Genomic DNA, 13,406 nt, shown 5'->3' with positions numbered 1-13,406 from the left:
ACGCCTGGGGCTCGAAGTCGAACGCCAGATTAGCTTCGAAGCGCTGCTGCTCAAATAGCGCACGCTCGGCTAAGTGCTTTTCCCAACGCGACCGGAGTTCGAATATTTTGGGAGATTGTACCCGCCATCCCGCAAGTGGATCGCCAGGCTTGGCTTTGCGGAAGTGAGTGCACGCCTCACAGCTTCGCTCTTGGTTTTGATCTTCCGTCACCCGCATAAGCGAGCCCTCGGAAACCAGAGAAGCTGGTTAAGGTTGCTCCAATCCTTCGCTATAGTCAAGTGTGCACTGCTAGCTAAAAGGCGTGAGGAAACCTAAATATGTATTTTAACAACCACTACCGGGCTAGGGTCGACGAGGTATGCCAAGACTCTATGCGAGTTGGTCTAGTTTCTTGCCAAAGAGTTTATGTCATAGGAGGAGGAACAAGCTGAAAGCGAGATAGACACCGGTCGGCCTCAAACCCAGGGCTCTCGCCTTAAAAGATCGAAAGGTTGAATTACCGCAATGGCTTGGTTTTGCGATGGTTCCCCGTTTTATCTTGAAAATAGAGGCGTTGTTGGGGTTCTAACGATTCTGCGGGATTACAGCAATTCTGCTGGTTCTGAAGATTTTTAGCACAAATTTAGCACGCGGGTTTGGGGTGGAACCCCTCCTTAGGACATGTCTCACTCCTTAGACATTATCTTGGACCATCTATCGCAAGAGAGACTTGAAGGGCATGGCACCGGACCGCCGCAGTCAACGGTTGGTTGCCGGGAAGTACCGAGAGATGCCTGAAACTCTTGATGATGACAGTCACTTTCTTCGCATCCTCGCCAATTGAACGGACACGCCGGTAACGCTCAGTCGGTAATTGACGAGCTGTGTCGATACCCCATACATGTTCGCAGTTGTTTCAATCGACATGCCCTGTCGCATGGTGCGGACTAATGCCTCTCGGGGTAATAGCAAGCTCCAGGCAAGCCAATTCGCCTCGTCTTCTTGCTTCTGATCGAACGTGCGCATCGCAAAACTTCCATCCTGCGAAAGGATGACCGTGCTTGGTTTATGTTCTTGGATAAGATGAGCAAGCTCGTGGGCGATGTCGCTTGCCCTTCTGCCAGCCGATTTTCTTGGGTTATAGATTAACAATGCCCTCCCATCAGGGAGGATAAGACTAACAGCATGCCAACCAAATGGATCCTTTCGTCCCAACTGGACAAGGACTTCATTGGGTAAGTCAGGGATGTCATCGGGCGTCATGATGGTGACATTGAGAAGACTGGCCAGACTCAAAACGTCGAGGGCATCGTACGGGGAAAGGCCCAATTCATGCCGAATGTTCGTCGACGTGCGTTCGGCCCAACTTTTAAATCCTCGATCAAATGTCGCCATGGTCAAGGTCGGTAGAGGATTGCGGTTGCATCTTCATGGCGAACAGAATCATTTTTCCAAGTGCGTTCGCGGTATCAGGGTCAGGAGTCGATTCTCCCTTAAAGTGGGCGGATATCGTCACACATTCCGACGATTGAGGTGCCTTCGCGTCGAAACCGAGAAATTCACCGGGATCAACACTCAACCAATGGCAGACCTTCCCAAACGTTGCCACATCTGGTATTCGCCCTCCTTCAATACGCATCAAGGTAGCCGGAGATATTCCAATTTCCTTCGCTGTTTCCCGCAACTTATGAGCCCCCCGCTTCGCCGTCACCATCTTGCTGAGACTGCTTAGCGCACGTCGTGTCATCCACACCTCCCTTTAGTAAACGTAGATTGACATACAAAACACGCTGTGCTTTAATCATAGCACACTTGAGCAACGGAGATACATTCTTAAAACAGGAGGAACTATGAAGATGCTTCGAATTATAGAAGCTAAGCCAAATCCAGCGGGCAAGGATCGGGTGGGCAGCGTGACGCCAAAACGTCAGCTGGCCGCTGAATGGGTCGATTTCAAAAACGTGGGCGACGAATCTTATCCGATGCAGGGCATCTCGCTCCAACATATTGCCTACCAGCCGCGCTGTCGAGATGGACGGTGGGACACTGTCATGTCATTTCAGGGTAGTCTTGAACCTGGCCGCGTCGTCCGTGTTCATTCCGGTTCTGAACTCCCACTATCGGACATGAACGCGGAAGATGTCGCTGGCGCTGATCATCATTTGTTCACGGGCCGCAACTACATTTGGAATAACGATTGCGGTGACACGGCCCGTCTGTGGAATGGACTCATCGGCATTGATGCCGCTTCCTATGACCCGTATCCGATAGAAGGAAAGATTCTCGTGCGTCAGGGTGACAAGTTGACTTAAGAAAGGGCAAGAACAAGCTGCATCATAGCCCCCGTTGAGGCACTACTTCTTAGAGGGCCGGGCAATTCCACCCGCCCAGAATAAAAGGAGCATGCAAAATGGATAATCTTCCACGCTATACCCTCTCTCACGATGATCGGAATGACGACTGGACACTCACGAATGATGCGACGGGAAAGACGCGCAGGCGTTTCGAAACTAAAGAGGAAGCCACCCAAGGAGGGGTGCTGGAAGATGCCCTCGGAAGTTGCGGTGGATCAGTGAAGATCCAAAAACTGAACGGACTTTATCAGGAAGAGCGCACTTTCCCCAGAAGCAGAGATCCTCGCTCGTCGAAGGGTTAATCATTTCTCTGTCAGCTGGGCAGGTCACTGGGTATAGATATACTTCCTCGATTGATTACCTGGGTGGAGCTTTATTTTTTGGCGCGTAATGAGTAATTCGATCTTCGATGAAAGATCCATCAATGAATGAAAAGGAATCGGCTTGCTAGCACTAATCCCGTGAGAGAGATTTTGATGCATATACACGGTGCCGACATCCCAGCACTCCCGCTTCACTTGACGGCCCTTCTTGCGAGAGATGGAATTGGTGAACAGACGAATAGTTATCGCAATTGTCTTCTCTCCGTGAGGAGCATTTGTCCGCTTTCGTGCGTTCATAATTCAACCTCCCATGGCTGAGGCTATCCGAGATGTCAGACTCGGACCATTTGATTAGAAGCGCGGCCTGATGATTGCGTTTTAATGCTGAAGTTCTGAACTAAGCGACTCCAAACTGCCTGACTAGCCCTGCTAGTGTCATATTCTCCGCAATCACATCATGGGGAATGAGGACATATTCCCATGGCTTACCGTTGTTGCTGACGGAGTGAGTCGAGGCGCGTGAACACCACAGAACGGCGGCGTCTTTCTTGGCCAGGACTTCAGCCGAAGCCATCTCGTTCTTGGCTTTGGGTTCAAGCATGTAGATACGATCTGTCGTCTCCGCCACGAAGTCAGGTTGATAGTCATGCTGCGAAACACCGTGCTTGTACGAAATCTGGAATTGCCCTGAGGCTGGCCTGAACCACTTTTGTGAGTCTCGGTCGAGGATCACGGCCAGGCGTCGCTCGGTGTCGGAATCGAACTTCTGGACAGAGTACAGTCCGCGCTGGAATCCACCAAAGAGCATCTGTGAGATTCGGGAAGGATTCACGACGGTCTGATGGAAATCTTGAACTGGCTCGCCATCTTTGGCCGTGTATGCACTGGGCTTCAGTTCGGTGAATCCCTTACTTACTACCACATCGTAACCAGTAGCCTTTTCCCACTGGTTCGCCTGCATTTGCGCATGCACGAATGCCGCTAATTGCTTTTGGTGATAGATCAAAACATTTCTGACATCATCTTCTGCTTTCAAATACGAACGCAGGTGCTTCACTAACTGACCCGCGAGGTCATAGAGTAAGTTGGAGTGCTCATCGTAAGAGATGTCATCGAAATCAACGAGACCTCTGACCAGATAATCGTCAAGCCGTTGCTCTGGCTGCATTCGTCCGCCAAAGCTTAAGGTCTCCTGCTCGTGGGTCCGAAGGTGTTGGATGAGGAGATCCCGTTCAACGGGCTGATAATGAATGCTAGAACAGTCGAGGGTAAAAGCGTGGAAGCCCGTGGTCACGTCGCCTTTGGGCACTACCAGAATGCGCGGGATATCGATCGTCTGTTGCACGACAAGTTGAGCCGTCTTTTCCACCAGAGCGGCAATGTTTGGGGTCAAGGTCATGCCAGGTAGGGCCTGCTGATTCGGAGACAGCTGCCTCTTGACCTCTTCGACAATCTTGGCCTGAATCTCCGGCTTGAGAAGGTCCTGCGAGGATGGAAGGGTCTCGTACTTCTGGATTTCCTTGTACGCGACCTGCGCAATACCACGCTCCACTTCGCCAGAAAAAATGGCAGGAGCTGAAGGAGCTCCTGGGAGTGCCCCGCTGAGGGAAGCTCCGTGCAACTGTTCTTCAATCTTTGACGTTGCAACCACTGTTCGCATTTTCTGGAGATCGTTGGCCGGGTCGAGTTCCACCTTTGCCAATCGGATCACGGAGTCCGGCTTATTGGCCTCATCAACAATTTCCTGAAAACGGTCATGGGCCACAATGTTCAACCGATCAACCGTACTCACGCCGGTGCGCTTCCCGTAGGGAAGCCGAAGGCCACGGCCGATGGATTGTTCGATCAGTGTGCGTGCGTTCGCGGCTCTGAGCGGAACGATGGTATAGAGATTCGTCACGTCCCAACCTTCTTTCAGCATATTTACGTGAATCACAATCTCGGTCGTCTCATCCGCGCTCTCCACGGCCAGGAGACGTTGAACCATCTCGTCCTCTTCCAGACCGGTCTTACTGGAATCCACCTGAATGACCTTGTCCTTGTACCGACCCTCAAAAAGGGATTTGAACTGCTGCATCAACTGCCCGGCATGAGTTGTGTCGCGGGCGATGATCAGTATGAAGGGCTTCACCATCCGCTGCCCTGTTTCCCTTGCGTACGTTTCCAGCTCAACCTTGGTGTTCTCATGAAGATGGATACCATCCTCTAGCTTAATTTGTTCTAGCTGCGTGGCATTGAACTGACTCGAGTTAAAATTCTTCTGCGTCACCACAGCCGGTTCTTTAACAAAGCCGTCTACCATCGCTTGGGCCAAAGGGTAATCGTATATGACATTCTTGAATTGCACCGGCCCTTTTGATGATTCCACAAAAGGAGTCGCCGTGAGTTCCAGCCCCAGAACTGGCTTCAATTCGTTGATGGCCCGAACACCGGCCGATGCTCGATAGCGGTGAGACTCATCCATGAGCAGGACCAGATCGTCGAGACCAGCCAGATACTCGAAATAACTCTGGCCGATGTATTCGGACAGGCGTTTGATCCGCGGCGCTTTTCCGCCTCGGACTTCCGAGTTGATCTTCGAGATATTAAAGATGTTAATGTGTACCTCTTGGCCGAATCCTGGCAAAGAAGTCAGACGAGCCGCCACTCCCGACTCGTAGTTATCCCCTGTGATAATCGTCGGAGGCTCGGTCGCAAACTCGGCAATCCCAGTGAAGACGTACTTCGCCGTGTTTGGCGTAAAATCAGCAATGAGTTTGTTGTAGATCGTCAAGTTAGGGGCCAGTACAAAGAAGTGGTTGATGCCATGTGCAAGATGCAAGTAGCTGATAAAAGCGCCCATGAGACGAGTCTTGCCTACACCAGTAGCTAGGGCAAAACAGAGCGAAGGAAACTCACGTTCGAACTCGGTAACAGTCGCAAATTCGCTCCTGATTGCCGCGAGAGCGCTAGTCAAATCTGTGTTTTTTTTGGGTGGGACAATCTCCGTAACACGGTCGAGGATCTCAAGTGACGCTCGCTGCGGAGGTCGCAAGCTAAGACGCCCCGCGATAGCATTGACGTGGCGGTTCACGATTTGGCCTCCTCGCCGAGGAGATCCATTTGGCCAGGCGGGATTGGAGCCTTTGGCAGATTCTCGATCTTCAGGCTGTAGTCGTCATGGCCCCACTCACACCTAGAGAGCACAGTCTTGGGAATCTTTTTTATCGTCAGGTTAGAATAGCGGTCAGCCTTTCCACGGAATGCAGAGCACATCACCAGCAGCGAGCGACCATCTGCCACTTCATCGTTCAAGACCTGCAACTGGTCGTGGCTCAGATTCTGCGTGGTGATGTAGATAAAGTCCCGTTCGGTGGAGTGTCCGTGCTGCCAATAGACTGCGTCGCTTGGAGCATAGGTGAACCCTTCCAGCTTGCAGACAGCTTGCGCCAGCATGGCCGGGTCGTATGCTTTGTTAATGACCCAGTTGCCCCATTTATCCTTCTCTAATAGCGATGGAGCAAGGCGATAATAGCGGAACCCTCCACCACCTTTCCAGCCAACAGCTTCAGTGACACCGCCTTTGTCCTCGGCATCAATGACCTTCGTCAGGCGTGGGAGGATATGTGTATGGCAATGCTCGCCTAGTTCCACCATGATCCACCGACGCCCCATCTTATGGGCAACGGCTCCCGTAGTTCCAGAACCGGCGAATGAATCCAGGACCCAGTCGCTAGTGTTAGACGACATCTGGATCACTCTTTGGAGAAGTCTTTCAGGTTTTGGTGTATCGAAAGGTACAACTCCAGGGAAAAGAGCTTGGATTTCTCTTTTTGCCTCCTGTGAGTGACCAACCTCGGTATGCGGCCACCAAGTTCGAGGCACAAGACCACCCTGAACTTCGTTCAAATAGAGTTTGACAGCTGGCACATTGTCTCCCTGGGATCCAAAGGCGATACGCTTCTCTTCTACTAATCGCCAAAACTCGCTCTCAACCATGCGCCAATGACTGCCTTTGGGTGGCTTTACTTTTCGTCCTGATGGAGTTGTGATCTCATACATCAAACCTTCGTGCCGTTCTTCTGCAGCGAATATTGGTCCCAAGCGCCATGGCCCACGTGGATCATTGTCCGAGTTAGTGTATTTGCTCGCACTCTTTTCATCTCGAGGTAAAAGGTTGCGGACGTTTTTCCAATCTTGCCCAAGAGGTGAGTACACAAGAAGATAGTTATGTGCGGGTGATATCGCGGCAGCGTTGCTACGACCGTAGAAATTCTCCCAAATGACTGTTGCCACGGATGACTTCCGGCCACAAACCTCATCACAGAGAACTTTCAGATAGTGACCTTCGTTATCATCAATGCTAATCCATAGAACACCGTCGTGACTCAAAAGCTTCCATAGAAGTTCTACCCGCTCACGCATCAGCGAGAGCCAGAGTGAATGTTCTACTCCATCATCGTAATGCTCAAAAGCGCTTCCAGTGTTGTACGGAGGATCAATGTAAATGCACTTGATCTTACCGGTAAACTCTTGCTCGAGAGCTTTCAGCGCGAGCAGGTTGTCGCCGAAGATGAGCCGATTGTCGAAGATGTCGTGGTCGGTAACACGATGAGGGGCGTGGTAGGACCTTTGCGAGTCCTCCAGCAGAATGCGTGGCTCCAGCTTCGCCCGATTCTCTTTTCCAATCCAAGTGAGTTCGAGTTTTGTTTTCCTTGTCATGCCGAATTCGCCCCTGAAGATGTTTCTGATGGAGGGCTAGCGGTCTGTCCAACGAATTGCGCCTGAGACTGGCGATGAGCATCCTGTTTGGCTAGTCGCTGCATTACCTCAGAGGCAAGCATTTCTGCATCTGTAATATTTCTAAAAATAGATAGATAGCCGACCAATTGCTGGAACTTTTCCTCTGCCACTGTGTAAATTAGCTCCGCGATCTCTAGCCCGACGCGAGACAGCTCTGCCTGATCATCCTCCGCTAGATCCATTTGAGGTTTGTCGACTAATGAGCGATGTCGTCTAGCCAGGATATGAAGAATGAAAAATGCCCCATGTCGATAGAACATCTTCCGCCGAGAGTGTGGCATCTCCGCTAATTCTGAGGCCAAAAATATACACATTAGATGCCTGTATATGCGAACTGCCCGACAAAGGCGCACTCCTGTTAAATCATCCCGGAATAAGCCCTTGTAATAGACGCCCGTTTGATCGTAGATCTGCCCGATTTCCTTCTTAGCTGCGACGATCGTTTTCGTTTTGCCGCTTAGACTCGCGAGCGATACTGCCGCTTCTTCCAATGTGATGACGTTAGGTCCCTTTTTCGCAGCCTCTGCTGAAGGTCGATAGTAATATGTCACTCCTGATATTGCGAGGTCCTGTCTTAGACGCTCTTGAAGTGGGTCTAAGGCAGCGAAGTGAAGCCCTCTGATAGAGTTTTGTGTATTTCTTGACCGGGTAATCTGAGGGCCTAAGTTGTCAGGTGCATTTCCTACTTCTATTAGAGTGATAAGTAGTTTCGCGTCTGGGGAGATAGCTCCCTTGGTGGCTCGGACTGTAGCTATGGAGCCGACGGTCTGAGCTCCATTTACAACAGAAAAACCTTCCAGGCTAAACCGTCTTTTCTCGTTATTTGCACCGGGTTTGAGCTGAATTGATGAACACACAGCAGTCAGACCATTGTTTAAGTAAAATAATTCATTCGGCCTATCTTGAACAGTGGTTTCAATCGCTGTATTTACGGTTTGTGCACCCAAGTAATGCCGTATGTTTTTTTCAAAGAGTGCCTTGCCATGTTGCTGATATAAAGTTGCCAGCTCTTCCGCACATACGAGGCCATAGAACGCACGACGTGGTTGGTCCACTCCATACCACTTTTCCAAAGTAAGTTCTGCACTAACAGGTGCAATTGCATGTTCAGCGGTCAGCCATCCATGAATTATGGGTATGTCACACTCTTTCCAATCGAAACGCTCATCAAACCGATTCAACTGGACCTTTAGTTGTTCAAGGTCCGTTATCGCATGAGTGCCTAACTCACCGCCTAGGTGGATGTGACATCCAATTATCTTCACGCCAGTAGTTGATAGTGCTTCTTCTACATCTGATTCCAAACGCTCGAAGGTCTCATTAAACTTTTCAAATCGCCCTTCGATTAAGTCTGTAATGCCATCACAAAACTTTTTATTCTCACCCATATCAGGCGCGTTTCCCGCCTTTGCCTGAATGAGCCATAGTGTGTTTTTTGCTCGGTCGTAACAGACAGCATCGAGTCCGTTATCATTTCCTCCGTCCATCAATGCGTTCGCTGCAGATGTGGGGTCAACTTCTGCTAACTTTTCTATGGCGAATACAGACAATGAACGACTTAATCGATTCTTCTCGTGTTGCTCGGGGCTCCAGTTCTGTTGAATTGGCAAGACAATAGGAAAATATCGCTGTTTAAGCACCTCAATGATCTGGGTCTTCTGCGCCTCTGATATTGGCATCTTTTTGCTACCTGACCACCCAGCGAATAGTAAACAGCTGCTCCGAGCTGACCTTTTGTTGCAACTTTCCCTCGATCTCATTGATCAGTTGTTCACGTCGACGATCAATTTCGTCCTGAGCGTCGAACAACGCTCTCCGGAGCTTGCTTCGTTCGGCCTCGATCGCCTTGATCTGCTTCTGCCCAGCTAACTTCTCCTCAAGCGTGATGGCTGCCACGGCTGCCTTGCGGGCTTCCTTGATCTGGCGGTCGAACTCCTTGATGTTCCGTTCAAGGCCCACTTTCAGATCGTCTGCCCAGGAATCGAGCTTATCGACTTCGTTTTCAAAAAACTCCGCATTGCGTCTTGAAATCTGTTTGCGAATGACTTCCTGTTGCTCTTCTGCTCTTGCACGAAGGGCAAGATGGTCGAATAATGAGCTTGCAGGTTTGGTCACTATTCCTGGAAGCGAGAGCAGTCGCCGAGCCACTCCTTCATCCAAGACTTCGCCGTGGTCCGTCACTCCCGTACAAATCAGATAGTCCTCCGCTTGGTCCAATGCATCAACGGTGAATAATGACACACTCATGATGCCGGATTTGCCGATGAACGGCTCTACTACGCTAACTTTGCCGTCATGTTTGCCATACTCGAAGGCCAATTCCGCTGGATCGAGCATGCGGCGCTTGGCCTGCTCTAGAATCTGTTCTGCTAAGGGATGAGCCAGGCGATAGAGATGCGCATCCCCCGTCCGGCGGGGCAGTTCGTAGAGACCAAGGGGGATCTCACCTTTGAACGGACAGGAGTTCAGTCTAAAAGCGCTGTCCGACAGAAAATCTGCATGATCCCACAACTCGAAGCGAGTGAGATCCATCAACATACGTTCGTACCGATTCAGATACTGCCGTGAACTTTCGTCGCTGACTCGGAGCTTCTCCCTCACCTCGTCGTCAAAGTGTTCTAGTAGCAGCTGACGGGCTCTTGTCATTGCCTCGTCTATCTGGGTACCCAGTTCGCTTTGGAGTTGGTCGAACGAGGTCTTGATCTCCTGAGGGGTCCGGCAACGTTGATAGATATCCGCAATTCGTTTTTCGAAATCCACTCCGGACTCGATGGCCCCCAGGACTTCATCGCTTGCTCCGAAGACACCCTCGAAGAGCTGGAACTTTTCTGAAAGCAGACGAAAGACATGCTGATCGGCTTCGTTGGTTTGGTTCAGGAAATTCACGACCACTACATCGTGTTTTTGGCCGTATCGGTGACATCGCCCGATCCGTTGTTCGATACGCTGCGGATTCCACGGAAGGTCGTAGTTTACGACTAAGGAACAGAATTGCAGATTGATACCCTCAGCACCCGCTTCAGTGGCAATCATGATCCGGCCCTGTTCCTTGAAATAATCAACGAGCGCAGATCGCATATCGGCAGAACGTGAGCCGGTAACTCGGTCTGTACCCTGATGCCGTTCGAGCCACGCCTGATAAATTTGCTTCGACTTCTCATCATTATTCGAGCCATTGAACAAAACAATGTGGTCTTTCCACGGACTTTCGGCGAGAACCCGAAGCAGATATTCCTGCGTTCGTCTGGATTCGGTAAAGATGATGGCTTTCTGAGCCGCGCCGAGATCAGATGCCTTCACAAAAGCTGTCCGAAGGGCTGTCAGGAGCGCTTGGCCCTTGGCGTTGTGGGTGATGGACAAAGCGAGCTTTCGGAAACCTTCGAGATCATCAATTTCCTGTTGAATGATCTTCCTATCGGCTTCGGTAAGTACTTCGGCAACGTCTTCATCCTCCTCCCACTCCTCGGCCATCTCATCCAACGCTTCGAAGTCTTCTTCCAACGCTTCTTCCAGTGGAGTCGGCCCATCGGCGAGACGGAGTCGTTCTCGAAGGCGAGAACTCATAGAATCCAGAGCTCCCGCGATCGCGAAGGAGGAGGAGGCCAGAAGTTTCCGAAGCACAAGCGTCATCAGAGACCGCTGACTCGACGGAAGAGCTTGCAAGTTACCCCGCCGAAGATAGTCAGAGACGAGGTGATAGAGCCGATCTTCACTCTCCGCCGGTGTAAACGGCTGTACCATTGGCAAGCGCTTCGTATAGCGCACATAAGGCAAAACTTGGCGGCGTAACGTCCGCTTGCAGAGCGGTTGTAGACGCGCTTTCAGCGTGTCGAAGGTCACTTGGTTGTGTAGATTCGCAAACTGGTCCTTAAAGCTCTTGAGATCGCCGAATATACGGTCGTCGACCACACTCACTAACCCATACAATTCAAGCAGCGAGTTCTGTAATGGTGTCGCGGTGAGAAGAAGCTTCGGTGCGTCTTTCAGGCTTTGCTTCAGAGTATTGGAAATGACGTTGGTCGGCTTGTAGACGTTTCGCAAGCGATGGGCTTCGTCGATCACGACAAGATCCCACTGCATCAGACTGATCTCGGCCGCTTTCGAACGAGCAAACTGATACGAGCAGATAACGATGTCATCGCACTCAAAGGGTTGGGCATATCCCTGACGAACGGTTTCTTTGTAGGACTTTGTTTCTAGTATGCGGCACGGAAGGAAGAACTTTTCCAGTAACTCCTGGTGCCACTGCTTGCGAAGGTTTGACGGGGTAATGACTAGAATTCGTCGTTTGCGCTCCGCCCATTTCTGCGACAGGACAAGACCAGCTTCGATCGTCTTACCGAGCCCCACCTCATCGGCGAGAAGGGCACCTTTTGAGAGTGGCGATCGAAATGCAAAGAGAGCGGCTTCGATTTGGTGAGGATTCAGATCAACTTGAGCGTCGACCAAGGCAGAGGCCAGCTTCTCTATGCTATCGGAGGGACACCGCTTGGTGAGTTCGTGTGCGAAGTATTTGGAGTGGTACGGAGTGAGATTCGTCAAGTCAGAACCTTTCGTTCGGTTGCCTGACTGGCGGCAGAGAAGCTTACCCGTTTCCCTTTGAGAAATCACCAGGATTTAGGCGGGTCCACTACGGATTGAAAGTCACAAAAGAGTGTGGTCCAGTTCGACGGCCCCCACATGCTCTTATCTCATTCAGCCACCGTATACGGTTTGCTCCTCTTCTATGAAGGTATAGGACTAAGCGGATAAGGAGCGAAGATGTTTCAGATACTTTAGTCGCTGCGTTTATCTAAAGTGGCGACCAATTTGCTCGGACGAATCTTCATCGCGTAAGCTAATCTGAGTATTACGCTCAATGTCGGCGACTTTATTCCCCGTTCTAGCTGACTGATGTAGGTTCGATGAACTCCTGCCCGAAACCCGAGCTCTTCTTGAGAGATTCCTACCTTTTTTCTCAGTTTGGCAATCTCATTTCCAAACTGTGCTTCCGGCGAGACCTTGCCACGGGGTTCCATGGCCTGATGTTGCGTCCTTGAATACTATCGAGCTACAGACTATAGTATTCAACACTTCGTCATCTGGTTTTGTATTGTAATCTTGGTGAAGAGCAGGGCACATATGGGAAGAAATTCTTCCGATTCAAAAGCTAATCACAAGGTACTAGATCGACAGCGTCATGATTATGTCGTAGTGGTAAAACTCGCCGGATCTCTTGTGCGCTCCATCGATCAAGAGGCCGAAGCCGAAGGTCTCACCAGATCCGCTATAATTCGTCGGGTCCTCAAAAGGAAATACGAATCCGAATCACCCGTCACGGCACAGGACGTCAAGTCCATCGATTTCCTCTGATTCCGCTTCAAGCCTTTAGCCGGTATCAATTCGATAAGGACGTGACTATGAGTTAGAGTTCGCGTATCTCGCGATCCTGAAATTACCGATTAGGGAAAAGAGATCGTTCTACTGAGTGGTTGAGCCCTGGACTTCGGCGAGTGCGATGAGTAATCCCTGTCGGGCTTTGGGAGTCAATTTGGCCAGGGAAGATGCTGACATGAGCTTGCGTTGAAACTGTTTCACGGCGGCTTCCCCTGCTGGAGTTCGTGCGATTCGCTTCACTCTCCGATCCGTTGTATCGGCTGCCCGGACCACCAGACGCTTGGCTTCGAGTCGGTCCACAATGCCGGTGATGTTCGAAGCATCACACCCCATCTGGTCCGCAAACGTCCGCATTGAGTGTGGCTCCGACAGTAAGGTGAGGATCGTCGCCTGACTCGCGGTGAGTCCCACTGATGCGGCCGCCTCCTCGTGTTCTCCCCGCAAGGTTTCCACAAGCCGAAACAGGGCCATGGCAAATTCGGTCACATCGTTGTCCTGCTGAGGCTGTGTGCGCTTGCGGGAACCAGGCATGAGAGCAGTGTATCCCATACATAGTTGACAACGTCAAGTATCCCACTATATTTTATTACA

The 13,406-nt window shown here is 50.9% G+C and carries 12 protein-coding genes; 3 read left to right on the top strand and 9 right to left on the bottom strand.

Annotation, left to right across the window (positions count from 1 at the left end; all coding sequences use genetic code 11):
* Window positions 1–796 precede the first annotated feature (796 nt).
* Both H8K04_00260 and H8K04_00255 read right to left on the bottom strand, forming a co-directional pair.
* Window positions 797–1,243, bottom strand: a complete 447-nt coding sequence (locus tag H8K04_00260) for an ImmA/IrrE family metallo-endopeptidase (protein UVT17815.1) — start codon at window positions 1,241–1,243, stop codon at window positions 797–799.
* A gap of 118 nt (window positions 1,244–1,361) precedes the next feature.
* Window positions 1,362–1,694 (bottom strand): helix-turn-helix transcriptional regulator, encoded by a 333-nt coding sequence (locus H8K04_00255; protein ID UVT17814.1) that lies wholly within the window; start codon window positions 1,692–1,694, stop codon window positions 1,362–1,364.
* 136 nt (window positions 1,695–1,830) lie between these two features.
* Here H8K04_00255 and H8K04_00250 point away from each other — a divergent pair, with 136 nt between their 5' ends.
* Both H8K04_00250 and H8K04_00245 read left to right on the top strand, forming a co-directional pair.
* Window positions 1,831–2,292, top strand: a complete 462-nt coding sequence (locus H8K04_00250) for a hypothetical protein (GenBank protein UVT16037.1) — start codon at window positions 1,831–1,833, stop codon at window positions 2,290–2,292.
* Between the two features lie 98 nt (window positions 2,293–2,390).
* Window positions 2,391–2,636: a DUF2188 domain-containing protein gene (locus tag H8K04_00245; GenBank protein ID UVT16036.1), complete on the top strand. Its 246-nt coding sequence runs from the start codon at window positions 2,391–2,393 to the stop codon at window positions 2,634–2,636.
* A gap of 24 nt (window positions 2,637–2,660) precedes the next feature.
* Here H8K04_00245 and H8K04_00240 read toward each other — a convergent pair whose 3' ends face one another.
* The 6 genes from H8K04_00240 to H8K04_00215 all read right to left on the bottom strand — a co-directional run bounded on the left by H8K04_00240 (window position 2,661) and on the right by H8K04_00215 (window position 12,457).
* Window positions 2,661–2,954, bottom strand: coding sequence for a hypothetical protein (locus tag H8K04_00240; GenBank protein ID UVT16035.1), 294 nt, complete (start codon window positions 2,952–2,954; stop codon window positions 2,661–2,663).
* 100 nt (window positions 2,955–3,054) lie between these two features.
* Entirely contained in the window at window positions 3,055–5,733 is a 2,679-nt protein-coding gene (locus H8K04_00235) for a DEAD/DEAH box helicase family protein (protein UVT17813.1), read from the bottom strand.
* Window positions 5,727–7,358 (bottom strand): site-specific DNA-methyltransferase, encoded by a 1,632-nt coding sequence (locus H8K04_00230; protein UVT16034.1) that lies wholly within the window; start codon window positions 7,356–7,358, stop codon window positions 5,727–5,729. The genes H8K04_00235 and H8K04_00230 overlap by 7 nt, the downstream gene beginning before the upstream one ends.
* Window positions 7,355–9,118 carry an AIPR family protein gene (locus H8K04_00225; GenBank protein UVT16033.1) on the bottom strand — a complete coding sequence of 588 codons (1,764 nt, stop codon included), beginning with the start codon at window positions 9,116–9,118 and terminating at the stop codon, window positions 7,355–7,357. The genes H8K04_00230 and H8K04_00225 overlap by 4 nt, the downstream gene beginning before the upstream one ends.
* A gap of 7 nt (window positions 9,119–9,125) precedes the next feature.
* The gene (locus tag H8K04_00220) at window positions 9,126–11,981 is read right to left on the bottom strand and encodes a DEAD/DEAH box helicase family protein (GenBank protein ID UVT16032.1); all 2,856 of its coding nucleotides are present in this window, start codon (window positions 11,979–11,981) and stop codon (window positions 9,126–9,128) included.
* A 233-nt stretch (window positions 11,982–12,214) separates the two neighbouring features.
* On the bottom strand, window positions 12,215–12,457 hold the full coding sequence (locus H8K04_00215; GenBank protein ID UVT16031.1) for a helix-turn-helix transcriptional regulator: 243 nt from the start codon (window positions 12,455–12,457) through the stop codon (window positions 12,215–12,217).
* A 103-nt stretch (window positions 12,458–12,560) separates the two neighbouring features.
* Between H8K04_00215 and H8K04_00210 the strand changes: the two genes are divergently transcribed.
* The gene (locus H8K04_00210) at window positions 12,561–12,791 is read left to right on the top strand and encodes a ribbon-helix-helix protein, CopG family (GenBank protein UVT16030.1); all 231 of its coding nucleotides are present in this window, start codon (window positions 12,561–12,563) and stop codon (window positions 12,789–12,791) included.
* A 108-nt stretch (window positions 12,792–12,899) separates the two neighbouring features.
* Here the strand turns inward: H8K04_00210 and H8K04_00205 are convergent, their stop codons facing one another.
* A complete protein-coding gene (locus H8K04_00205) occupies window positions 12,900–13,286 on the bottom strand; it encodes a MarR family transcriptional regulator (GenBank protein ID UVT17812.1) in 387 nt (128 codons plus the stop codon).
* Window positions 13,287–13,406: the final 120 nt, after the last annotated feature.

The sequence above is a fragment of the Nitrospira sp. genome, from assembly GCA_024760525.1.
In the GTDB taxonomy this organism is placed as follows: Bacteria; Nitrospirota; Nitrospiria; order Nitrospirales; family Nitrospiraceae; genus Nitrospira_D.
The sequence above is the reverse complement of the archived record's forward strand: the minus strand, read 5'-3'. Positions and strand labels throughout refer to the sequence as shown.